The organism is Chitinophaga eiseniae, assembly GCF_900167135.1.
GTDB classification, from domain to species: Bacteria; Bacteroidota; Bacteroidia; order Chitinophagales; family Chitinophagaceae; genus Chitinophaga; species Chitinophaga eiseniae.
Window position 1 is genome coordinate 143325 of the sequence record NZ_FUWZ01000003.1, and the last position, 25470, is coordinate 168794.

General features: G+C 49.1%; 17 protein-coding genes and 1 tRNA gene. 13 read left to right on the forward strand and 5 right to left on the reverse strand.

Annotated features, from left to right (window positions below):
- Positions 1–16: 16 nt before the first annotated feature.
- The 12 genes from B5D63_RS19345 to B5D63_RS19400 all read left to right on the forward strand — a co-directional run bounded on the left by B5D63_RS19345 (position 17) and on the right by B5D63_RS19400 (position 18237).
- The gene (locus B5D63_RS19345; protein ID WP_159456075.1) at positions 17–982 is read left to right on the forward strand and encodes a FecR family protein; all 966 of its coding nucleotides are present in this window, start codon (positions 17–19) and stop codon (positions 980–982) included.
- Between the two features lie 210 nt (positions 983–1192).
- Complete coding sequence (locus tag B5D63_RS19350) at positions 1193–4453, forward strand: TonB-dependent receptor (RefSeq protein WP_159456076.1); 3261 nt, start codon at positions 1193–1195, stop codon at positions 4451–4453.
- Between the two features lie 18 nt (positions 4454–4471).
- A complete protein-coding gene (locus B5D63_RS19355) occupies positions 4472–6016 on the forward strand; it encodes a RagB/SusD family nutrient uptake outer membrane protein (protein WP_078670496.1) in 1545 nt (514 codons plus the stop codon).
- A 20-nt stretch (positions 6017–6036) separates the two neighbouring features.
- The gene (locus tag B5D63_RS19360; protein WP_078670497.1) at positions 6037–6909 is read left to right on the forward strand and encodes a glycerophosphodiester phosphodiesterase family protein; all 873 of its coding nucleotides are present in this window, start codon (positions 6037–6039) and stop codon (positions 6907–6909) included.
- A 164-nt stretch (positions 6910–7073) separates the two neighbouring features.
- Positions 7074–7682: an RNA polymerase sigma factor gene (locus tag B5D63_RS19365; protein ID WP_078670498.1), complete on the forward strand. Its 609-nt coding sequence runs from the start codon at positions 7074–7076 to the stop codon at positions 7680–7682.
- An 87-nt stretch (positions 7683–7769) separates the two neighbouring features.
- Positions 7770–8960: a FecR family protein gene (locus B5D63_RS19370; RefSeq protein WP_078670499.1), complete on the forward strand. Its 1191-nt coding sequence runs from the start codon at positions 7770–7772 to the stop codon at positions 8958–8960.
- Positions 8961–9150: 190 nt separating this feature from the next.
- Complete coding sequence (locus tag B5D63_RS19375) at positions 9151–12558, forward strand: SusC/RagA family TonB-linked outer membrane protein (RefSeq protein WP_078670500.1); 3408 nt, start codon at positions 9151–9153, stop codon at positions 12556–12558.
- A 19-nt stretch (positions 12559–12577) separates the two neighbouring features.
- Positions 12578–14086, forward strand: a complete 1509-nt coding sequence (locus tag B5D63_RS19380) for a RagB/SusD family nutrient uptake outer membrane protein (protein WP_078670501.1) — start codon at positions 12578–12580, stop codon at positions 14084–14086.
- Between the two features lie 56 nt (positions 14087–14142).
- Positions 14143–14595 (forward strand): hypothetical protein, encoded by a 453-nt coding sequence (locus B5D63_RS19385; protein WP_078670502.1) that lies wholly within the window; start codon positions 14143–14145, stop codon positions 14593–14595.
- A 10-nt stretch (positions 14596–14605) separates the two neighbouring features.
- Complete coding sequence (locus B5D63_RS19390; protein ID WP_078670503.1) at positions 14606–17065, forward strand: zinc-dependent metalloprotease; 2460 nt, start codon at positions 14606–14608, stop codon at positions 17063–17065.
- Positions 17066–17247: 182 nt separating this feature from the next.
- Positions 17248–17790: a BON domain-containing protein gene (locus tag B5D63_RS19395; protein ID WP_200817049.1), complete on the forward strand. Its 543-nt coding sequence runs from the start codon at positions 17248–17250 to the stop codon at positions 17788–17790.
- A 27-nt stretch (positions 17791–17817) separates the two neighbouring features.
- Positions 17818–18237, forward strand: a complete 420-nt coding sequence (locus B5D63_RS19400; RefSeq protein ID WP_078670504.1) for an SH3 domain-containing protein — start codon at positions 17818–17820, stop codon at positions 18235–18237.
- 151 nt (positions 18238–18388) lie between these two features.
- Here the strand turns inward: B5D63_RS19400 and B5D63_RS19405 are convergent, their stop codons facing one another.
- Positions 18389–19375 (reverse strand): terpene synthase family protein, encoded by a 987-nt coding sequence (locus tag B5D63_RS19405; protein ID WP_078670505.1) that lies wholly within the window; start codon positions 19373–19375, stop codon positions 18389–18391.
- Between the two features lie 312 nt (positions 19376–19687).
- Positions 19688–19771: transfer RNA gene (locus tag B5D63_RS19410), tRNA-Leu, on the reverse strand.
- Positions 19772–19912: 141 nt separating this feature from the next.
- Between B5D63_RS19410 and B5D63_RS19415 the strand changes: the two genes are divergently transcribed.
- Entirely contained in the window at positions 19913–21124 is a 1212-nt protein-coding gene (locus B5D63_RS19415) for an NAD(P)-dependent oxidoreductase (RefSeq protein ID WP_078670506.1), read from the forward strand.
- Here the strand turns inward: B5D63_RS19415 and B5D63_RS19420 are convergent.
- The 3 genes from B5D63_RS19420 to tsaD form a co-directional block, all read right to left on the reverse strand.
- Positions 21119–21841: a tRNA1(Val) (adenine(37)-N6)-methyltransferase gene (locus B5D63_RS19420; protein ID WP_078670507.1), complete on the reverse strand. Its 723-nt coding sequence runs from the start codon at positions 21839–21841 to the stop codon at positions 21119–21121. The two genes, B5D63_RS19415 and B5D63_RS19420, sit on opposite strands and share 6 nt — an antisense overlap.
- 6 nt (positions 21842–21847) lie before the next feature.
- A complete protein-coding gene (locus tag B5D63_RS19425) occupies positions 21848–23974 on the reverse strand; it encodes an alpha-L-fucosidase (protein WP_159456078.1) in 2127 nt (708 codons plus the stop codon).
- Between the two features lie 465 nt (positions 23975–24439).
- Complete coding sequence (gene tsaD / locus B5D63_RS19430; protein ID WP_078670509.1) at positions 24440–25444, reverse strand: tRNA (adenosine(37)-N6)-threonylcarbamoyltransferase complex transferase subunit TsaD; 1005 nt, start codon at positions 25442–25444, stop codon at positions 24440–24442.
- Positions 25445–25470: the final 26 nt, after the last annotated feature.

Sequence of the window (25470 nt, forward strand, 5' to 3'; positions counted from 1 at the left end):
GCCTTTTAAAATGCCTATGCATGACATTAAAAAACTGCTGAAAAAATACGTAGCCGGAAAATGTACACCGGAAGAACAGCAGTTGATAGAACAGTGGTATCAGCAGGAAAGCGATGCCAGCAAAGCAGATACCTCCGGACTTCCTTTTGAACGCCTGGAAAAATCCATATGGCAAGAGGTACAACAACAAACAGTTCCGGCAGCCAAACGGGTAACCATACACCGGTATAAGCTGCTGAAAGTAGCGGCGTTGCTGTTACTGGTAGCAGGCGCCGGTATGCTGATGCGGATACGCCGGCCGGTCAGGGAAAACTGGCAGGAAATAGCTGCATCAAAAGCACAACCCCTCCAGCTCGTATTTGACGACGGCACACGGGCATGGCTAAACGCAGGCGGTAAACTGCGGTACCCTGCACATTTCACGGGTACTGACAGAAAGATAGAACTATTACATGGGGAAATATGCCTGGACGTAAAACAGGACCCCGCACACCCTTTTATCGTAAAATCAGGACAAATCAACATCCGCGTACTCGGCACGGTGTTTAATGTGCGTAACTACCCGCAACAGGCTTTACTCCAGGTAACCGTACAACAGGGGAAAATAGCCGTTCGGGGCGACGCCGGCATGCAACAGCTGGCAGAAAAGGAAGTGGTGGTATTGCCCGATGAACAAGTGACCATCCACACCGGCTCACAGACATTCAGCAAAACCACCGCGGACGGAACAGCGATAAACAGCTGGACCACCGGCAAGCTTCTTTTTAACAATGAAAGACTGGACGTGATCGCCTTATCGCTCGAAAACAGGTACGGCATACAAATTTCCTTTGCGGACAGCAGTCTTGGGGCCTATCGGGTTACTGCCGGTATTGAAACGGCCGATTCCCTGTCAGCAGTAATGGACATGCTTTGCCTGGCGAATAAACTAACCTATGCCATAGATGGTCAGCATATTATTCTTCGAAAACAAATACACTAAAATCACCGCCCATGCCTGTTACATAAACACATTAAAAAAGCCGGGGGAGGTAAAACCCGCCGGCCCGTTTCAGGAAAAGATCAATGCGTAACGCCAATCACTTATTGATCCTTCCCGCTGGATTCTATTAACGATCTAATCAATTATTAAAACCCGTATAAAGGTATGAAAATTTATACCAGGATTGTTGCGTCCCTAACTCAACAAGTAATGAAAAAAGGATGCCGGCTGTTTATTCTTATGCTAATGAGCACGCAGCTATTGCCGGGCGCCGTTTCCCATGGCCAGTCACCTTCCGGTGATGCCACCATCGACTACACTTTCTCCGGGCAATCACTCAAAGAAGCGTTTGCCATTATCCAACAAAAAACAGATTACCTGTTTATTTATAATGAACAGCTGATAGCGCCTTACAAAGCAGGCAACCTGCAGGTCAGGCAGAAAACGGTGGCATGGACCATCAACGAGCTGCTCCGCAACACCCGGCTGACCTATAAAATACAGCAGCATAAAATAATCATCCTGGAAAAAACGGCCGCGGCCCCAGCTGCGGCAGCAACTCAGGCCGTTCCTGCGGAAAAGGTGAAAGGAAAAGTCACCGATGAAAAAGGTTCGCTTATCCCCGGTGTAACCGTCGCCGTTAAAAACGCCGGAAGAGGCGACGTCACCAACAATGAAGGTAATTTCTCCGTAGACGCCGCCGCTGGCGATATCCTGGTATTTTCCATGTCCGGTTATATCCGTCGGGAAATAAGTGTTTCCTCCGGGCTGCTCTCCACGATAGTACTACAGGAAGATGTTAAAGGGTTGGATGAAGTAGTGGTGGTGGGATATGGCTCCCAAAAGAAACGCGATATCACCGGCTCCGTTTCTTCCGTTAAAGCACGCGACATTGCAGAGCAACCTACCACCAATGCCGCACAGGCATTAAAGGGCAAGGTAGCGGGGCTTGACGTGTTCAGCAGTGGCAATGAGCCCGGCGCCGGCGCCAGCATACTGTTGCGCGGCCAGCGTTCCATCAAAAATGACAACAGCCCGCTGATTGTTTTGGACGGTATACCGATGGTAGGAGGTTTCAATGAAATCAACCCTAATGATATCGCTTCCGTAGAGGTATTAAAAGATGCTTCTTCTACCGCTATCTATGGCTCCCGTGCTGCCAACGGCGTATTGATCATCACCACCAAAAGAGGGAAAGCAGGTAAAACAAACGTTGCCTATGATGCCTATTATGGGGTGACCGCCATCACCAGAAAACTGGACCTGATGAATGGTGAGCAGTTCGCGCAGCTTCGCCGGGAAGCCGCCAGGACCGCCAATCCCAACAATAGCTATCCCGCCGACGCCACCCTCTTTGATGATATTGCCCTGCGTTCCCTGGCGCAGGGACGGTCCACCGACTGGCAGGACCTCATCTATCATAACGGCGCCAAACAAAACCACCAGTTGTCGCTGACCGGCGGCAAGGAAAAAACACAATTCGCCGTTTCCTTTAACTACTTCCGGGAAAAAGGCATCATCGATAAAACTGATTTTACCAGGGGAGCTTTGCGTATCAACCTCGACCACCAGGTCAGCAACCGTATCAGGATGGGCGTTTCCACCCTGGCCAGCATGTCTGCACAGAACATAACAGACAATACGGTATTTGACAATGCCTTACGCTTAAACCCGCTGGGCATCCCCTACGACAGCACCGGCAAACTGCTGTTCCGCCCCAACAACGATGAAGGGCAACGGGTAAACCCGCTGATGATCATTCGAAATACCATCAACCAGCGCTACAAAACACGGGTATTTGCCAGCATGTACGGAGAATGGGACATCTTCAGGGACCTCACCTACCGTCTGAATATCGGACCGGAAATGGAAGCCTCCAAAGAAGGGTACTTCAAAGGCAGCGAAACGGACGACAACCAGGGAGGAAATGCCACCGCAGGACTAAGCAATGCAGACATGTTTTCTATAACGGTAGAGAATATACTGAAATACACAAAACAGCTGACTAAATCACAACGGCTGGGCATCACCCTGCTGCAAAGCTCCCAGCAGCAAACCGTAAACAGCTCCGGGGTCAGGGCCAATAAACTGCCTTATGAAACCCAAAGTTACCATAACCTGGAAACAGCTGGCGAGGTAACCGGTATCACCAGCGACTACCGCAAATCGCTGTTACTGTCATACATGGCACGCATCAACTACGATTATAAAGACAGGTACCTCCTCACCATCACCGGCAGAGCAGATGGCTCCTCCGTTTTTGCCACGGGCCATAAATGGGGATACTTCCCCTCCGCCGCCGTCGCCTGGCGTATAGATGCAGAACCATTTATGCAGTCGCTGCGCAAAATAAACACCCTGAAACTGCGGCTCAGCTATGGCAGTACCGGCTTCAACGGCATTCTTCCCTACGGCACGTTCAGCACGCTCAGGAAAAGCAGCTATGCTTTCGGAGAAACAGGGATGAATGGTTTTCAACCCGCTACCATCGCCAACCCCAATCTTAAATGGGAATCTACCACTTCGCTGAACGCCGGGATCGATTTCGGCTTTTTCAATAACCGTATCACCGGTACGATTGAACATTACATTGCCAACACCAAAAATATCCTGCTAAAGAGAAGTATCCCCGGCAGCAGCGGCTATACAGAAGTGTTACAAAACATTGGCGCTACACGCAACAGAGGGTGGGAAGTGACGCTGTCTACAGTAAACATCAATAACGACAATGGTTTCCAATGGACGACCGACCTCAACTTCTCTACCAACAGGAATGAAATCGTTCAATTGTATGGAGACGGAAAAGACGATGTGGGCAACCAATGGTTCATCGGCCAACCGATCAGGGTGTTTTACGACTACAAAAAAACAGGCATCTGGCAAACCAGCGAGGCGGCTACGGCAAAGGAATATGGCACCAAACCCGGACAGATAAAACTGCTGGATAAAAACGGAGATAAACAATACAGTGACCAGGACCGCATGATCCTCGGATCAGAATTCCCCGGCTGGATTGGAGGTATGACCAACCGCTTCTCCTATAAAGGGCTGGAGCTAAACATCGTCATCAATACCCGTCAAAACTACCTGATCTATTCCAGGTGGTTTGAAAATAACAACCGGCTCGCCGGCAGGTACAACAACATCAACATCGACTACTGGACACCGGAGAATCCTACCAATGAGAATCCCCGTCCCGATAAAAACCAGGAAAGCGTATACCTCGGTTCAACACTCGCCTATAAAGACGCCAGCTTTATCAGGGTAAAAAACCTGGCGCTGGCATATTCGCTTCCGTCCATGTGGCTGCAACGGGCCGCCATCAGGACTTTAAAGATCACCCTGAGCGCTGAAAATCCATTCACCATCACCAACTACAAAGGCCAGGACCCCGAATTTGAATCAGACGGTACCCGCGCCATGTATCCTACGGTGAAAATGTATGCCATCGGCCTCAATGCTGCTTTCTAATGATTTAAAAAACAGGTTATGTTATTTAATAAACCGCTCCAGATACTTACTGCAATATCCTTCAGCTGCATGTTTTTCACTTCCTGCAGCCTGGATGAAAAAGATCTCTACAAACCCGTACCGGAAGCGATATACAGCACCCCGGCCGGCATCGCCAACGGCGTTACCGGGGTATACAGCAAACTGCGAGGGCTATACGGCTCCCAGAAAGGTTTCACCGTCACCACTATGGGCACGGATCTTTTCCAACACGGAAAAGACGGAGGGTATAAGTTCATGGATGATTACTCCGCCGCCCTCAATCCAGCTGACGACTATCTCAATGCTATCTGGAACGATTGTTATGCCGGTATTAATGCCGCCAATACCGTCCTCGACAGGATCGACCAGGTAGTGATGGATGATAAACTCAAAAACCAGTATAAGGCGGAAACCCGTTTTTTACGGGCACACTACTATTACTGGCTTACCCTTCAATTCGGAGACGTGGTGTATTCCGCCCATGAAACCAAAGGCGTGGTAACAGACGCCGGAAGAACATCAAAAGAAGATATCTGGAAAAAGATGCTGGAAGATACGCAGTTTGCCGCGGACCAGTTGAACTGGACATCTCCCGAGTATGGGCGTATCACCAAAGGCGCGGCCCTTCACCAGCTGGCAAAAGTCAAACTGTTGCTGAAAGATAATGACGGCGCCGCTGCTGCTGCGATAAAAGTAATTAACGAAGGGCCTTATCAGCTGGTAAAGACCTATAGCGGAATATTTGATTATAACAACCAGCGAAATACAGAAATCGTGTTTGCCGTGCAATACCTCAACAACGCGCTGTTTAATGACGATGGTAACCAGGGGCATGCTTTCTTTACCCCGGCCTATGATCAGTACCCGGGTTTAAAACGCGATCTGGAACAAGGTGGACGCCCTTACACCCGGTTCAGGCCTACGGCCTTTTTCAGGGAGCTGTTTGATCAGAATGACGCCCGATTTGACGTCACCTTCCGCTATACCTGGACCTACAACAATACGGCTACGCTGCCGTCCGGAAAAAAGATAGGCGACACCGTAGTATGGCAACTCTCACCGGGCATCACCTCGGTGATTGCTCCGAATAATGACAACATGCACTGGGGCATCAAAAAACATGACGACCCTACCCGTGCCAGCGTACAGGCGCTCAACGGCTTCCGCGATTTTTTTGTATTTCGCTTTTCAGAAACATATCTGCTGGCCGCCGAGGCATTGATACTGGCAGGAAAACCCGGCGAGGCACTCCCCTATTTCAATGCCGTCCGGACCAGGGCCGCCAAACCAGGCAAACAGTTGCCTGTGATAACCGCCGCACAACTGAATATAGACCAGCTCCTCGATGAACGCGCACGGGAACTGGGCGGTGAAAATATGCGTTGGATGGACCTTGCCCGCACCGGCAAGCTGATAGAAAGAGTAAGGAAATACAATCCCAACGCGGTGAATATAAAAGACCACCATGTATTACGCCCTATCCCGCAGGCACAGATAGATCTGTCAACCGTTACATTCCCGCAGAACAAGGGATATTTTTAATTCAAAAAAAATACGAATAAATGAAACGCAGTTTTTTTATTGCATTGATATTTTGCGGCACCTGGGGATCTCTCCAGGCACAGACAGCCCCACCCGCTCCTGGAAAAATTGACCTTATATTAGAAGACTTTTCCCAACACCCGGAGCGGATACTGGTGGCCGCCCACCGTCTGGCCCACACCCATTACCCGGAAAATTCCCTGGGAGCCCTCAGAGAAGCTATCAGGCAGGGCATCGATATTGCGGAGCTGGACATAAGATTGACCAAAGACAGCGTCCTGGTACTCATGCATGATAAAACCATTACCCGCACCACAGGACGGAAAGGGAACGTCAGCAGCTATACCTACGCAGAACTGCAGCAGTTTCCACTGCTGCACAACGGTCAGCCGACGGACGAAAGGATACCTTCTTTCAAAGACGTACTACTGCTGGCAAAGGGTCATATTATGATAGATGTAGACTTCAAGGCTGACAGCGAGGCAGCCGCACGGCTGGCATACGACCTGATAAAATCTACCGGCACCACCCGGCAGATACTGTTCTTCATCTATGACTACAAGGATGCTGCTTTTCTGCGTCGTCTTGACAAACAGGTACCGATCATGCCCCGTGCCCATGACGCCAAAGAAACGGCTGCCATCCTGAAAATGGACAAGTTCCCCGTGGTACATGTGGACGAATCTTTTACCGACAGTGTCATCAACGATATCCGCTTGGCAGGATCACGGGTATGGATCAACGCGCTGGGCGATTTTGACAAGATGGAGAGCGTAACCGAAGATACCGGCTTCGATCTGTTACTGTCAAAATATAAACAAGCCAACGTTATACAGACCGACCTGCCGGAGCAATTGCTGCGGTATTTAAGGAAACGAGGATTACACCGGTAACACAACGGCCACGGCTTCACCTGCGTTTGATGGATGAAGTCGTGGCCATCCCAAAAAACGCAATTATTTGCTTGCGCAAATAATATTTCTGAAAATATCCCTTTTACTTAACTGCCTATTTTGCTAATATTGCGCCCATGTAACCATAAACAGGGAAAGTTTCCATGCCAATCACAGAAAAGCATTTACTCACTAATGAACAGGAGTTGCTTAACCTGGTCGCCGCAGGTGATGTGAATGCTTTTGCACAACTGTTTGAGCACTACCGGCCTGTTGTTTATACCAATAGTTTAAGAATGGCGGGAGAAGAAATGCTCGCCGAAGAAATTGTACAGGATGCTTTTTTGAAAGTATGGCTTAACAGAAGCACCCTCCCTGAAATAACCAACTTCCCCGGCTGGTTATACAGGATTGCCGCCAACCTTACCCTCAATGCCATTAAAAAAGAGCAATTGCACAAACGGACCATCCAGGAATGGCTGAAAGAAGTGCATGAGGGCAACGACTACCCGGGGATTACAGCAGATGAAAGCAAGTTCAGGGAACTGCTCAACACCGCCGTTGCCAGGCTCCCCTCCCGGCAAAAAGAAACTTATGAACTGATCAAACAACAAGGATATAAACGGGAAGAAGCCGCTGCCTTGCTGAATATCGCTCCGGAAACCGTTAAATACCACCTGGACCAGGCTTTAAAAAGCATAAGGGCTTACTGCATGGCTCACGCAAATGGTGACGTTCTGGCTATCGTATGTTGTCTTGTATTATTCTCCTGAAATTTTTTTTAGGGATCCCCCCCAAACGTTCAACCAGGATTGTCATTATATACAGTACGATCAAAATCATTGAAGTGAGATTTGATTATGGAAAGAATTTTAGAAATCTATGAGAGGGCTTTGGCAGGGAAGGCCACCGAAGGGGAAATGAATATATTGAGAAGCTGGCTGGCCGGCCGGGAAAATAACGGTCCCGCGCAGGAGCTGCTGGAACAATCGTTTTTTCGCACCACCGCTACCGTCGATATCCCTGAAGAAAAAGCACAGGCCATTTTTCAGGCTATCATAACCGCCGATAAAACACCAGACAGGGTGCGACATATATTCCCACGCCGCTGGTGGTGGGCGGCTGCATCCGTTGCTTTGTTACTGGCGGCAAGCGCCGCCTATTATTTATTACAAGAGCATCAAACCGTACGTGCACCGGCCGTTGCAGATGTGGCGCCTGCACACAAAGGGGCCATACTTACCCTGTCAGACGGCAGCCAGGTAGTACTGGACAGTGCAAAGAACGGACTGGTGGCCTCGCAAAACGGCGCACGGATATTGCTGGACAGCGGACAGTTATCCTATGACCCTGTAGCCGGTTCTGCTGACGCTATCACCTATAATGCCATCAGCACGCCCAAAGGACGGCAGTTCAACCTGCAACTGCCGGATGGCACTCAGGTTTGGCTGAACGCCGCCAGCTCAATAAGGTATCCTACCCTATTCAAGGGCGCCGAAAGGAAAGTGGAAATCACCGGGGAAGCCTATTTTGAAGTTGCGCAGAACAGTAAAATGCCCTTTCGGATCAACGTAAATAAACAGGCGCTGATAGAAGTACTGGGAACCAGCTTCAATATCAACGCCTATGGCGATAACGGTACTATCAATACCACGCTAATAAGCGGCACAGTAGCCGTAAAACATACACCAATAAAAACCTCCTCCTCCGAAAGAGTTATCCTGAAGCCGGGGCAGACGGCGCAGATGGCGATTGCTCATGACTTGAATACCGTTGATAAAATAAAGGTCATTCCTGACGCTGATATCAATAAAGCGGTAGCATGGAAAAATGGTGCGTTTAACCTGGAAGGCTCCTCTTTAAAAGAGGTAATGAAAGAAGTAGAAAGATGGTATGACATAGAAGTAGTGTATGAAAATAATAAGATACCCGATATCTATTTTACCGGTGAAATGAGCCGGAATGTAAAACTCTCTTCCTTTTTGAAAGCCCTGAAAGAATGGCAGATCAATTACCGGCTTGACAACAACCGGCTGATCATTTTGCCATAACGGGAAATCATCCCCAAAGTACATTCAAAAAAACCGGTGACGCTGCTCCTGATCAAAGTGGCGCTGCCAGGGCGACTTATGCGCTGTAAAAAAGTAAAACCGGGAGAAGCAAGGCCCTCCCGGCAAGCAACTGAGACTGAAAAGGTCTCTGATGTGACCGATTTTTTAACAACCAAAATTTTCGCATTTTATGCAAAGAACAGCATGTCACTGCTGCAACAAAAGGTTAAATGCCACCTTTAAACGATGCTTCATGAAAGCGCTGATCGTATTGCTGCTGTCAGCTTCCATCACCGTGGAAGCACAAACGGCCGGCAAAACCATTTCGCTGTCTGTTAAAAACACTCCCCTGAAGGAAGTATTGGATAAGGCTCATAAACAGACGGGTGTCTTCTTTATAGCACCCCGAAATTTGTATAACAATACCAAACAGGTTACGATCACGGTTTCCAATGTTTCGTTAAATATATTTCTGAACCAGGTGTTAGCCAACCAGCCCATCACCTGGCGCATGGAAGACAATACTGTATTCCTGAGCGCTAAAAAAGCGGCCAGGGAAGAACAGAAAGAAAGCAGTACAAAGGATTCCGTCATCAACATCTACGGTACAGTTACCGCCGATGGCACAGCGGTAGCCGGTGTATCAATGAGGATCAAAAACCAGGCAAAAGGGACTACTTCCAACGATGCAGGCGTTTACTTCCTTTCCGATGTTCCCTTAAACGCCGTACTGGCCGTTAGCTGTATGGGATTTAAGCCGCAGGAAATACCGGTGTCAGAGAACGGTATGTTTAATATCGAACTGGAACGAACGGTGAATAGTCTTGATGAAACGGTCGTAATAGCCTATGGCACCACTACCAAAAGATTTGCCACCGGCAACGTGGTATCTGTCAAAGCAGCGGAAATTGAAAAACAGCCCGTTCAGAACCCATTGCTGGCATTACAGGGAAGGGTGCCTGGCATGGTCATATCCCAGCAATCCGGATATGACCGCGGACCGGTGAAAATAGAGATCCGTGGCAGGAACAGCCTGAACCCGTTTTTTACAAGCGACCCCTTAATACTGGTAGATGGCGTAGCACTAACGATACTGGATGTAAATCCGAGTCCCGGTTATAACCCCGGGGAAACCGCCATTTCAAGAGGACTGGACCAAACCGGGATGTCGCAGGGTTCAGGCGGTATCAGCCCGCTGTACAACTTCAATCCATCGGATATCGAGTCTATCGACGTACTGAAGGACGCAGACGCCACCGCTATTTATGGCAGCCGGGGAGCCAACGGGGTAATACTGATCACCACCAAAAAAGGGAAACCCGGGAAAACCACCGTCGGACTGAACTTTTCACAGGGGGTAAGTTTTGTTACCAGGCAATGGGATATGCTGAACACGCAACAATACATTGCGATGCGTAAGGAAGCCTTTAAAAATGCAGGCCTTACTCCCTCCCCGCGGCCGGGATCGCCGGGCTATGCACCAGACTTGTTCGTATGGGACACTACAAGATACACCAACTGGCAAAAATATGTCTGGGGAGGGACCGGCAACTGGACGGATGCACAAACATCCGTATCAGGTGGTACTCAACAAACCACTTTCCGTTTATCCGGCGCTTATGGGCGTACCTCAGACATTACCACTCACAGTGGTGCCAACCAGAAAGCATCCGTTGCTTATAGCATTACCAACCAAAGCAAAGACCAGCGCTTCATGATGACTTTCAACGGCAGCTATAATTTTTCATCTACCAATACCATCAACATCGGAGCTGGCCCCCAGGCCACCGCCCTGCCGCCCAATGCCCCTCCCATCTTTGACAAACAAGGGAATCTGAATTACGGGGAATGGCAGGCTGCCGGCGTTGGCATGCCATTTTCCGGCCTGCTGCAGCCTAATGACAGCAAAAGTAAAAGCCTGTACAGTAGCCTTGTATTACAATACAAACTCTATAAAGGCCTCGATGTAAGGGTTAACATGGGTTATAATAATCTGAATAATGTTCAATCCACATTAACGCCTATTGCGTCCCAAAACCCTTACGTCTCCAATAAAAGATCAGGCAAGAGACATATTGGTAACAGTACCAGCACCAACTGGAGCGTGGAACCGCAATTAACCTATAATGGGCACATCACAAAAAAAGGAGAACTGACCGTGCTGGCGGGAGCAACCCTGCAGAGCGCTGTCACCAGTGCAACCAGAACAAGTGGCGATGGATATGTAAATGACGCATTGCTTGGCAGCTTCGCCAATGCCGCTGTTATTAGTATCACAGATAACTATGCAGAATACAAATATTCCGGGGCATTCGGCCGTGTCCTCTTAAACTGGGACAAAAAGTATGTACTTGATCTGAACGGACGCCGTGACGGCAGCAGCCGGTTTGGGCCAGGCAACCAGTTCGGTAATTTTGGCTCGATAGGCGGCGCATGGATCATGAGCCAGGAACCCTGGATGACGCGCATACTCCCCTCATTCTTCAGCTTAATTAAACTGCGCGGAAGCTATGGTACCACCGGAAGCGACCCGACTGCCGACTATAAATTCCTTACACAATGGGGCAATACGGATCCCTATCTCCTTTCATACAATGGTGTTGTGCCGCTTGCATCCCAATTCCAATTCAATCCTGATTTCCACTGGGAAGTAAACCGGCAGGCGGAAGTGGCCATAGATCTGGGCTTCTTCGACGAACGGCTTACACTGAATGTATCCCGTTATTACAAGCTGGCCCATGACCAACTGGTAGATTACCTTACGCCCAACTATACCGGCTTCGGTTCCGTACTGGCCAACCTGCCAGCCAAAGTACAGAACAAAGGCTGGGAAGGGACGCTTACCTTCCAGGTGTTTGGGAAAACAGGCTTCTCCTGGAACACCGGCTTCAATATCAGCAAAAACTATAACAAACTGGTATCCTATCCCAAGCTGGACGAATCTCCCTACCGAAGCAGGTATATTGTAGGAGAACCTATCAGCCAGGCATACCTCTTTCATTTAGCCGGCATTGATCCGGCTACCGGTAAATACCAGTATGAAGATGTTAATCACGACGGCAGCATTAAAAGAGTGGAAGGTGTCATCCCCGGCACAAAAGGAGACGACAGGTATATCAGGCTACAAACAGCTCCGGATTTCATAGGAGGATTCAACAACCAGTTCACTTATAAAAACCTGTCACTTAGCGTAATGATGGAATTCCAGCGGAAAATGGGACTGAACGCGCTGGCGCCATCCTACCTGGGCATCAGCAACATGCCGCTGTGGAGCTACGAGAACAGGTGGACAACTCCCGGCCAGGAAAGTAAGGCGCCTGCTGTGGTTGTACAACACAACGCTGACAGCTACAACTTTAGCTACTCCGACGGAAATTATACGGATGCCAGCTATATCCGTATCAAAACCGTGGCATTATCCTACAACCTGCCCAAACAATTGGTAAAGAGGGCAAAAATGGAGCGCCTTGCGATTAATGTAAATGCCCAGAACCTGTTTACCATCACCAAATATAAGGGCATTGATCCCGATGTCACTTCATTTGGTTCAATGCCGCCTGTAAGGACCATTACCGCAGGACTTTCCTGTTCTTTCTGATCAACAATCCTGAATAAAAATGATACAACCATATAAGTTACTACTGCTTGCCTGCCTGATAACATTTTCATACGGCTGCAAAAAACTGATCGAGATAAATCCGCCTACCAAAACCATCGGCACGGAAAAGGTATTCGAGTCACCGGAAATGGTGGACGCTGCCCTGGCCGGTCTCTACTCCCAGCTTATTACAGGAACAGGCACGATGACGTTCAGCAACGGCGGCTTCACCATTTATAGCGGCATGTCGGCAGATGAACTGGTAAATAAGAACAGCACCAATGATGCAGAGGACTACCAGTTCCTGGCAAATAAAATTAACATCAATAACGGAGTGCCTGGCAACAGTATCTGGATACCCGCTTACCAGTTCATTTATAAAGCCAATGCAATAATAGAAGGAATTAATAACTCCCGGTCGCCAAACCTTACAGACAGCCTTCGGACACAGGTGATAGCAGAAGCGAAATTTGTAAGGGCTTTTTGTTATTTCTACCTGGTCAATGCATTCGGAGATGTTCCGCTGGTACTTACGACGGATTATACAAAAACCGCGTCGATGGAAAGAACACCCGCTGCCGGCGTTTATACACAGATGATCAGCGACCTGGAAGAGGCGCAGGCAAAATTGGGAACAGACTACGCCATCACCAATGGACAACGCATAAGACCCAATAAATGGGCGGCCGCCGCCTTACTGGCCAGGGTACACCTTTTCCTGAAACATTGGGACGAAGCAGAAAAAAATGCCACCGCGGTAATAAATGCAGGCCTGTTCACATTACCCGCAGAACCAGACAGCGTGTTTGTAAAGAACAGCCAGGAAGCGATCTGGCAACTGATGCTGAATGCATCAAATATACAACCGGGAAATGTTACATGGGAAGGGAAAAACCTGGTGCCATTAGCTCGCTTTACAGCCTTGGACCCGGCATACCAGCCGATATTCCTGGAGCCCGATGTTTTTGCCGCCAATGCCGCTTTTTTGATTCCTCCTTATTATTTGTCGGCTCAACAGGCATCCGCTTTTGAAGCGGGCGATCACCGTAAAGCGAAGTGGACCGACAGCCTGCCGACACCGGCGATAGCTCCCTACAACGGCATCCCGCTTTACTTCGCATTTAAATATAAGGAACAGTCAAGTCAGCCCAATGGTCCCATTACCCAATACTATACGGTATTACGCCTGGCAGAACAGTACCTTATCCGCGCCGAAGCACGCGCACAGCTCAACAACAATGCAGCTGCCGCAGATGATATCAATATCATCAGGGGAAGAGCAGGACTGGCCCATACCACCGCCAATACCCGGGAAGCGTTGCTGGACGCCGTGGCACAGGAAAGACGGGTGGAGCTGTTTGCAGAATGGGGCCACCGGTGGCTGGACCTGAAACGCACACAAAAAGCAGACAAGGTGTTAAGCCGGATTTCTTATAAGCAACCCTGGCAATCAACGGAGCTATTATATCCTATACCAGTTAAGGAAATGTCTGATAATCCCCATATTATTCAGAACCCGGGATACTAGCTATTGATCGTTTCTCTTCTTCCGCCATCACTGAAACATCCAACAACAAGAAAACCATGAATAAACAATGTCTTATTATCCTGCTGATCGTCATCCTGTCAGCAGGCTGTATGCCCGAAGCATCCGGGCCAGTCGCAAGAAAAAAACTGCCACCGGACGAACAAAAGCTGCCTGTCCACTTAGCCGATCCAGCCAATGACGAGGCCCTTGTGAACCTGTTGAACACCTACCGGCCACTGGCCATTCCGATGCTCACCAAACTGGCAAAAGAACAGCGTGGCGGGATCGTGATAGACCTCCGTGCAGACGAATCCATGGAACCGCTCAGCGCGGCCTACCTGATCCGAAAGGACAATGTCTTTTCCATTCCCGTACAATTGGTATGGGACGGCCGCTCTGCCTCCAGGGCCGCCTATTTCCTGAAATTAGCCAACGGCTACAAGGAGGTAAATATTACCAGGATAAGTGAAGGGTTCTCCGCGTTCAGATCCGATTGTTTCAATTTTTAAACCAACTCAGATGCCTATTAAGAAGGGGTTAGTAACATTTGCTTTTCTGGTAACTGCGCTATTTGCAGCAGCACAGGCTCCCGTTACAGATACAGCAAAGAAGGACACAACAAAAACAACTGCGAAAATTGCCACATTACCTGCAGACAGCAGGCAGATCAAGCCCTACAAAGAAGTGATCAGGGCTGGTTATGTCACCAAACAGGGATTATTCACCGTCCATCAATACAAAGACTCCGTCTATTTTGAAATTCCCGATTCTATCCTGCACCGGGATATCATGACTGTCAACCGGTTGGAAAAAGCGCCCGCAGGCTCCGCGATGTTTGCAGGTGAAGAACTGAAAGAAAGGGTGATACAATTTGAAAAAAACAAAGATTCCACCATTACCATCAGGTATAACCTCCTGGTCAACAGGGCTGATGTCAAGGATGATATCTATAAAGCAGTGGAGCGTTCCAACTATAACCCTGTCGCCTACACATTTCCTATCAAAGCCATCTCAAATGACTCCAGTTCCTATGTAGTAGACGCCACCCCGTTTCTGACGGGGAACACCTTCATCAATGAGATAGGTGAAGGCCAATTGTTCAGGGAAGCCAGCTACTCCTCATTTAAAATTGCCAAAGTAACGTCGATTCATGTTTATCCGATAAATGTTGAGATCAGCACGACGAAAGACCTTCAATCCAAAAGTGGCACACCACCGGAACCGTTGAGTGTAATGACGCATATTTCTTTTGTTGCACTGCCCAGGATACCGATGCAGCAAAGGCTGTTCGACCCCCGTGTCGGCTACTTTACGGAGGACTTCAACCAATTTGCGGACAATCAGCAAAAAGTCGAAAAACGGCAGGTCATAGTGCGGTGGAGACTGGAGCCCGGCGCCAAAGATGTAGCCAGGTGGAAAAGAGGGGAACTGGTAGAACCAGCGCAACCGATCGTTATCTATATTGATCCTGCCACTCCCAGACAGTGGCGCAAATACCTGATACAAGGCATTAACGACTGGCAGAAAGCCTTTGAGCAGGCAGGTTTTAAAAACGCTATCATCGGAAAAGAATGGCCGGAAAACGACACCACCATGCAACTGGATGATGTACGCTATTCCGTGCTGCATTACTTTCCCTCCGCAACAGCCAACGCCTATGGCCCGCATGTGAACGACCCCCGCAGCGGAGAGATCATACAAACAAGGATCGGCTGGTATCATAACGTGATGTCGCTGCTACACGACTGGTACCAGGTACAGGCAGGCGCCACCGATCCTGCCGCACGGAAGGCCAAGTTCAGTGAAGAACTGATGGGGCAGCTGATACGCTTCGTTTCCAGCCATGAAGTTGGCCATACCCTCGGGCTGCGCCACAACTTTGGCAGTAGCTCCCGCACACCCGTAGATAGCCTGAGAAGCCTTACCTACCTGAAGCAACACGGGCACACCGCCAGTATTATGGACTACGCCCGCTTCAACTATGTAGCGCAGCCGGAAGATCATATTCCGCAGGAATACCTTTTCCCCCGTATAGGCGAATACGATAGATGGGCGATAGAATGGGGCTATAAAGCCTCCTTCGCAAAAGATGTGGACGAAGATACCAGGATAGTCCGTAAGTGGATCAGCGACCGTCTTGCCAAAAATACAAGGCTCTGGTTCGGCGATGGGGAAACACAAAAAACAGATGCCCGTAACCAGACAGAAGACCTTGGCGATAATGCCATGAAAGCAAGCACCTACGGTATTAAAAACCTGCAACGTATTTTGCCCCGCTTACCGGAATGGACCTACGAAGAAGGAGGAGTACAACAAAACCTGGCGGAGATGTATCAAAACGTAAAAAACCAGTATACACGCTACCTGGACCACGTATTACTTAACATTGCAGGCATACATAAAACTTTACGCCCCGATGGCGACACTATGAAGGTATATGAAATAGTGCCCGCCGCCATGCAGCTGGAAGCAGTGGAGTTCTTCAACCAGCAACTTTTCACCGCCCCGTTATGGCTGAAAAATCCCGTTGTAAGCGCTAATGCGGAAGAACCTGCCAATCCTGATTTCATTGAAGACATGCAGGTGCGCGGACTAAACAGCCTGCTGGATGTTTCCAGGTTGAATAAAATTTCAGCCAACAGGAACCGGTTCGGAGAAAAGGCATTACAACTCAACGATTATGTAACAGCCGTTCACCAAGGCATCTGGAAAGGGTTGAAAGAGAAAAAAGTAACGATAGACAACTATTCCAGGACGCTGCAAAAAGCTTATTTCGCCAATTTGATGGCCATACTGCTGGCTAAAACACCGGAAATGTCAGAAACAGACGCCTCCTCCATCATGAAAGCCGATATACTCTTACTGGAACAAGAAATTAAAACCGCTATTCCCAATACGTCAGACGCCATGAGCAGAATACACTTAGAAGATCTGCAAAACAGGATTTCCAATTTACTGAATGCGAAAAACGCGCTGTAGTTACCTATGACAACCAAGGGCCGTTTTGCGAAAGCAAAGCGGCCTTTTTTATTTCAATGCCGCCATCCGGGCAATTGTTAAGCAGAGGAGGCACGCTCCGGCATTCTGATTTGGTCCATACCCGGCTTTCCCCGGGTCTTTAATGTTAAGTCATAAGTAATTAACTGCTGTTTTATTGCAGGATGAAAAAAGATACTTATCTTTTAACAACATTTATCAACTTTAAAACCGTAGAAATTATGAAACTCAGGCATCTGACGACATCCATTATGGCTATTGGACTATTTTTCATGATTGCCTGTAAGGGCAAACCGAAAGATTCGGAAATCATGCAGGCTGCCAGTACAGCAGTTCAATCTATTCCCGGTGTAACAGCCGATGTAAAAGAAGGGGTGGTAACATTATCCGGTACAGTAAGTACGGAGGATGAAAAAACATCTGCTGAAAATGCAGTTAAGTCTGTAAAAGATGTTAAGAGCGTGGTTAATAACATCACGGTTACGCCTCCTCCGGCCCCTGCCCCTGTAGCAGTATCAGCAGACGATTCACTTAAAACAGCGGTGGCTGATGTGGTAAAAGATTTCCCTGGTATAAAAGTAGACGTTAAAGATGGCGTATTGACGGTTACCGGCGAAGCGAAAGCAGATCGTTGGAAAACCTTAAAAATGGCATTAGATGCACTGCATCCTAAAAAGGTAGATGCAAAAGGTTTGAAAGTAAAATAATTCATTCCATTTTAAACTAACACATTTATGGCATTACAGGATAAATACAAAAATTTGCTGGATACCGCGAAAGCATCCGGTGTTTCAGATCTGCAGGTTGCAGAACTGGATGGCGTATTGCATATTAATGGAACCGCTCCCAGCGGGGATGTTAAAGATAAGCTTTGGGATATCTATGGCCAGATAGATCCAAATTTCCTTACCGGAGATGTTGTAATGGATATTGATGTGGCTACCGCAGTAGCCGGGGCTAAAGTGAAAGTAATCACAGAATCAACCAATCTCAATATTCGCAAAGGTCCGGGAACAGACCAACCAATTGTTGGAAAGGCTGCACATAATGAAATTGTTACGCTCATCAGCAAAATGAATGAGCAATGGTGGCTGATTCGCACAGATGGTGGTGCTGAGGGATATTCTTATGCACAATATCTGCAACCTGTCTGAGGACCATCACAACCTGATTAAACCAAAAAGAAAAGGCCCTCCTTGTAATGCACCCAAAATTTTGGACGGCTTTTTTGATTGATTAGGCGGCTTGGGCTCGATATTGTATTGGACTCAAGCCGTTTAGTTTTAATTTAATTTGAGTGTAGCGCTAGACTTTGAGGAGTTCCCCCGTCTGAGGGAAACCATTGGCGCCATATCGCTCTGTTTCCAGCAATGAAACAGATTGCCATCCCTTTATAAAAAAACCCATTCCCACCACTAATCCACTTACAGCATTATTCCATTCTCCAAAATCCGGAAGGGAAGCCTGCAATCTATGGAACTCTTCCAGGTCCGCATCATGCATACGTATCGCCTCCTCCAAAGCCTCTTCCTTGGATAATTGATAGTGATGTTGCAATACTTTTACTACATTGAAGAATATCTCTCCACTTTCTTCATCTTTAAGTAAAGACTGTACGTCATTGAAATAGCCGATAATTCTGGTAGTAAGATCATACAATCTTTTGATGACAGGATGCGAGTAAATATTATCGGGCAAGGTGACTTCGTTCTGGATTTCAATGGTCTCTATAAAAGCACAAATCATCAATATCCTTACCCTGATATTAAGCAGATTTCCCACAGTTGGAAATATTTTATGTTGTTTATAGATCACTTCCATTTCCAGGCCGTCAAAATAATCGTTTAACGTATTAGCAAAGCGGTTTATGGAGGTTTCAGGAATAAACTGCAGAAAGCCTTTCCTTATGGCATATAATTGATATGCAAGAGGTATTTGTGCTTCTTCAGGTGTAATCCGTCCTTTCAATACAGCAATAGACCGCTCTTGCGCATTCCTAATATCAGCGGCAGTAGCTATTTCATACATATCGTCATTGTACATAGACCAAAGCATAAACCGACCCAAAGGCAACATACGGTCAAAGCTTCGGGTTGTAGGCCACCAACGGGCAGACATGAATCCTGTTTTGGTCCGTTTGTATTTTTCTCTTGTTGAATATGGAATCAAATCTTTCAGTTCTCCGTCAATCCATTGGGTATCCGTTACTTCTTGTAGTGTTGCTGCCAATGGGCTGATCATGTCAGGAAATGGATAATTGAAGCGGTCTTTGAGAATTTTTTTGATGTTCATGGCTATTATTTTGAGGTCTATTAATTTACAAAATTGGAAAGCAAACGCCTAAAACTTATTCTGCTATTTCTTTACGGTGCAAGTATGGGAAAGAAATGGTCCTTCCGGGGTTGCCAGGAAGCACCAGCCAACGTTACGCTGCACTATACCAGATATCGGTGGCGCCTAATCCACCAGGCATGTCTGAGGTAAAATACAAAATGTCATGCTGCGTGTCGAAAAAGGTGGAAAAAGGGGCGAAAAAGCGGGAAATTATGACACATAAAAAAATAAAAAAAGCCTTGTAAACCAATCGTTTACAAGGCTTTTCCGTGCCCAGAACAGGAATCGAACCTGCACTCCGTTGCCGAAACAAGATTTTGAGTCTAGCGCGTCTACCAATTCCGCCATCTGGGCAATCTTTTTCAAGACCTCTTCCGCGTCAAGCGGGATGCAAATGTAGAAAAACTTTTTTTAATCCACAAAATATATTTTTAAAAATGTATTCGTGTAATCCCACCGGTTACAACGGCATTAAAAATTACAGTAAATTCAAAGATGGAAAAAAGGATTTCAATAGGACTCATCCGCGAAGAGAAACAACCACACGACAACCGCGTGGCTTTCACCCCCCGGCAGTGCCAGTGGATCATGGAGCATCACCCCCAGGTAGCGGTACTGGTGCAGCCCTCGCCACACCGCTGCTTCAAAGACGAAGAATACCGCAAAGCGGGCATCACGCTGCAGGAAGACCTCAGCAGCTGCGCGCTGCTGCTCGGTATCAAAGAGGTGCCGCCGGAATTCCTCCTCCCGGGCAAGACCTACCTTTTTTTCAGCCACACCAAGAAAAAACAACCGCACAACCGGCACATGCTGCAGCAAATCCTGGAAAAGAACATCACGCTGATTGACTACGAATGCCTCGTGCACCCCGATGGCCAGCGTATCCTCGGCTTCGGCTTCTTCGCCGGCGTAGTCGGCGCCCACAACGGACTGCTGGCGCTCGGCAGGAAAACAGGCGCCTTCTCCTTTAAACCGGTACACACCTGCCACGATTTCCAGGAACTGATCACCCATTATTTCGGAGTGAAACTGCCACCGATGAAAATTGTGGTGACAGGCTCCGGCCGCGTAGCGGCCGGCGTGCTGGAGATCATGGGACTGCTGGGCATCAAATATATCCCACCGGAAGAATACCTGGTCAACCAATACGCCTACCCCGTTTACACGCAACTGAAAGCGGGTGAACTGTACCTGCGCAAAAACGATAAAACCTACGGCCGTGCCGATTTCCACGCTCACCCGGAAGCTTATGAATGCCGCTTCCTGCCTTATGTCACCGTCAGCGATGTACTGATGAACGGCATCTACTGGGACCATAACATCCCTCCCCTGTTCAACGCGGCAGACCTTAAAAAAGAAAACTTCCACATCAAAGTCATCGCCGACATTACCGACGATACCAATGGCTCCGTTCCCTGCAACCTGGGCGACAGCACCATCGACGATCCGGTATACGGCGTCGTCAAAGAAACAATGGAACAAACAGCCCCCTATCTCCCGGATACGGTAGACATGATGTGCGTCAGCAATCTGCCCAACGAACTGCCCCGGGACGCTTCCCAGTATTTCGGTGACCAGATCATGAAATATGTTTTTGAGGAATTACTGAAAGAACAAAGCACCATGATCGAAAACGCCACCATCGCGGCGCGCGGCGCACTCACGCATCACTATGCGTACCTCGAAGATTATGTGCATCCGCTATAACTTCAGGTAGTAGGGCTTCAACAATGCTTCAAAAGCTGGGGTGTAACGGTTATTTTCATCATACACGGACAACTCGGAAGTATCAATACCGCCCGCGGCTTTACTGAAGATGCCCACCGCACGGAAATATCCGTGCTTAACGCTCTGTTTGACCAGCAACACTTTCCGGAGATGATACCCTTTTGCGGATGCCTGGCCCCGGAAGACTTCAAACTGCACATAGGGCAACAATACCGAACACTCCCCTCCCGGCGCCAGCTGCCGGTCTATCACGGCCAATAACTCCTCGTACCCCAGGTTGGTGGCATGCATGGCCTGGTCTTTCTGCGCATGACCGCTCTTCAACGCCGCCTCATAAAAAGGCGGATTGGTAATAATAAAATCGTACGGTGTGTCCACCGGCATTTTTCGTATATCCTGCTGCGTAAGTACCAGCCGGTCCGCCCACGGCGAAGCCTGGAAATTGGCAGCCGCCTGCATCGCCGCGGCAGGGTCCAACTCCACGGCGGTAACGGGCACGGCTATCTGCTGCGCCAGCATCAGGCTCAACAGCCCCGTACCGGCGCCGATATCCAGTATAGCCGACACCGTTATAGCGCCGGAAGCCAGGTACTGCGCCGTGAAAGCGCCCTGTATGCACGCATCGGTACACACCTTCATGGCGCAGTGCTCCTGGTCGATATTAAATTGTTTGAATCGGAAATAACTATTCCCCATACGGTATTACTCCATCACAATTGATAAATTAGGCATCCGCAGGTTACGATGTACAGACACCGGCTTCGCCCGCCTTACTTCTATAGCCTGCTCGCGGCCGCCACCGGGCAACTGCTGCGGCAGCTGCTGCACATACATCTCCTGCGGCACCTGGCGGTGAATACCCCACGAAGATGTTTTGGCAAAACGGCTGTAATATTTCACTACCAGCTGGTTCTTCCCTGCTTTCAGCGGCAGCAGCAGTACTTCCTGCTGTGTACCGGCCCGCTCAGGATTGTTATACACCACCTGCTCCTCACCATTCAAATATACAGCAATCCCATCGCCGCTGGTAAATCCAACGAGATAGTCGCCGGCAGCAGGCGCAGTGATTTCCTGCAATACATACCATCCCAGGTTACGATCGCCGGGCATACTATAAACTGAATCGTTCTTCCAATCCGCACGTAGTTCCCAGGGCTTATTGGCCCGGGCAGACAATGGCTTCGTCACATCAATATTTTTCAGGTCGCCGTGTTTGCCGTCAATGGCAGGCCGGTAAGGACCGGAATAATACATAGGCCCCCACTGTAATTGTGCTGCATTGTTGTGAAGCGCTTTTACGGTGCCACCGTTCAACGTTACTTCCTGCGCTACGCCATTCAGCGTCAGCTGCAGGGTCTTACCCCGCTCCGCAGCACTGTACACCACGCTCATACGGGCCGGACGCGCAGTCGTGAAAGCCCAGCGGTCACCCACCTGGCTGCGGTAATAACTGTCATAGTCGATACCGGAGAAGCTGTACAGCGGAACGGCGTTATGCCTGTTCAGCGCCACCGGATTCTTCAACAGGTGCAACGGCGTAATGCGCACACCACCTTTGCAGCTCAGCGCCAACACCTGTACAGACTGGTCCGGCAACCGGAAACCTGCGGGCAACTGGATCGTGGTATTGCCGTTGCGGGTACTTACTTTGCAGGACAGCTTTTTGTTGCCGTCCAGCAGCTGCACCTGCGTTACAGGACTGGTCAGCCCGGGCAGTACAATAGTACCTTCCGCCGGCTGCTGCAACAGGTGCAGGTATAATTTACCGGGTTTGGTGGTCACCTCGCCCCAGGCAAACGTTGTATCGAAAGGATTGGCCTGCGCGCCGTAAATAGCTTCACCGTTATGTTGCAGCCACTGACCGTTGCGCAGCAGTACCTCTTTTTCAAATTCCACGACGGAGCCATCGCCGCGCGGACCGATGTTCAACAGGTAATTACCTCCCCGGCTCACTACCTTGATCAGGCCTAACAGTTTCTCATGCGCTTTTTCGGCAGCAGGACCATGCTGCTGCCAGGAACGATAACCCCATGTTTCATCATATACAGAAGCGGGCGTTTGCCACGCAGAAGCGATCTTGTAATCAGGGTACTGGTTGTCTCCCATTACACAAAAATCACCGGCGTCGTTACCCAGCCGGCCACTCACCATACAACCGGGTTGCAGGCGGTGTACAATATCTGCCAGTTCCCGGCTTTGATCGGCGGTAAGCGAACCCATGTCAAACCATATCTCTGATACCGGACCATAATTGGTCATCAGCTCCGTCACCTGTTTTTTATTAAACGCGTGATGCTCCGGCGTAATAGGATCGCTGTTGCTGCTGGAGATCGGGTACGCCTGCGGATAATGCCAGTCTATCAGCGAAAAATATAACCCGAACTTCAGCCCATGCCGGTGACACGCTTCGGCCAGCTCTTTCAGCGCGTCGCGGTGAAACGGCGTAGCATCGACAACGTTATAATCAGTATAACGGGAATGGAACATACAAAATCCATCGTGATGCTTGGAAGTCATCACCACGGATTTCATGCCAGCCGCTTTCGCCAGCAACACAATAGAATCGGCGTTCCACCGTGCCGGGTTAAATCGTTTGGCCACATCGCCATATACATCGCTGTAAATACCGGCGTGCGACTGTATCTGTTCACTGTACCCGCGGGTGACCTGCTTGCCTTCCCATACCCCGCCCAGCGTGGAATAAATCGCGCCCCAGTGGATAAACATGGAATACTTCTGGTTTTTCCAGCTATGCTGCAATACAGTGTCCTGCGCATAACCGGCCACCGTCAGGGATAATGCCCACAATAAAATGCTGATCTTCTTCATATAACTAACGTGTACTTTTAAAAACCGACCCACGACTCTCTTCTTTCCGTTACCCGCAAAGCTTTTTTCCCCTCCATCTCCCCTTTCAGCTATCCACCCTGCCCGCTTCCACTCGCTGCTACTAAAGCTGTCCGGCTTGCCGCTCTTATGCCCAAAGCTGTCCGGCGTTCCGTTCTCTTTTACCAAAAACCTTTCTGCGTTCCGTTCTCTTTTACCGAAAGCCATACTTCATTCCGCTCTTTCTCATACCCCAAGCACTCCCACTCACTGTCTTCCTTTCCCACAAAGCCTCTCCGCTCCTATCTACTCCGCTTCGGTCTAAAGCTAAATCGTTTAACGCACACGAAGGGATACCATCTTCTCTTTTTTTAGTGGTAAATAAACATCGGCTTCCTGTACCGCATAACAACGCGTGCCGGCACTGCTGTGCGGACAGGGCATATCCGGTCAACGGACAGCGGAAGCTCAGAATGCCGCCCTTGCAGTGGGCACTGCGTCCAGCGCGGTAAAGGCGCCGGCCAGGTACTTATAGTACGCTGCAATGGCAATCATACCCGCATTATCGGTACAATATTCAAATTTAGGAATAAAGGTGCGCCAGCCGTATTTTTCACCATGTTCCTGCAGGGCTTTCCGCAAGCCGCTGTTGGCGCTCACGCCGCCGGCAATGGCCACATCACGGATACCGGTTTCCCGGGTAGCTTTCAGCACCTTGTTGAGCAGGATACTGATAATACGTTGTTGAATGGAAGCACAGATATCCGGCAGGTTCTTTTCAATGAAAGCCGGGTCCTGCTGCTGGTTTTCCTGGAGAAAATAAAGAATGGCCGTCTTCAGGCCGCTGAAACTGAAGTTCAACTCAGGGATGCGCGGTTCGGGGAATTTAAACCGGCCGGGGTCGCCCGTTTGGGCATATTTATCAATCAACGGGCCGCCGGGATAAGGCAGTCCCAATAACTTCGCGCTCTTGTCAAACGCCTCGCCTGCGGCATCGTCGAGGGTTTCGCCGATCACCCGCATGCTCAGCGGACTTTCGCACAGCACGATCTGTGTATGCCCGCCGGAAACCGTCAGACAGAGAAAAGGAAAATCAGGTTTGGGATCGTCAATGAAATTGGCCAGCACGTGCGCCTGCATATGATGCACGCCGATCAATGGCTTATTGAGGGCCATGGCCATGGATTTGGCAAAACAGCTGCCTACCAGCAGGGAGCCTATCAGGCCGGGCGACTGGGTAAAGGCGATAGCACTCAGTTCCTCCGGCTTCACACCTGCGGTCCGCAAGGCAATATCCACCACCGGTACAATGTTCTCCTGGTGCGCACGGGAGGCCAGCTCCGGAATCACCCCACCGTATTGTTCATGTATTTTCTGGTTCGCTATATGGTTGGAGAGGACCTTTCCGTCTACCAGCACGGCCGCGCCGGTATCATCACAGGAAGATTCTATCGCTAATATTTTCACTGACATAAGCGGCAAAAATAAACAAAAAAGGC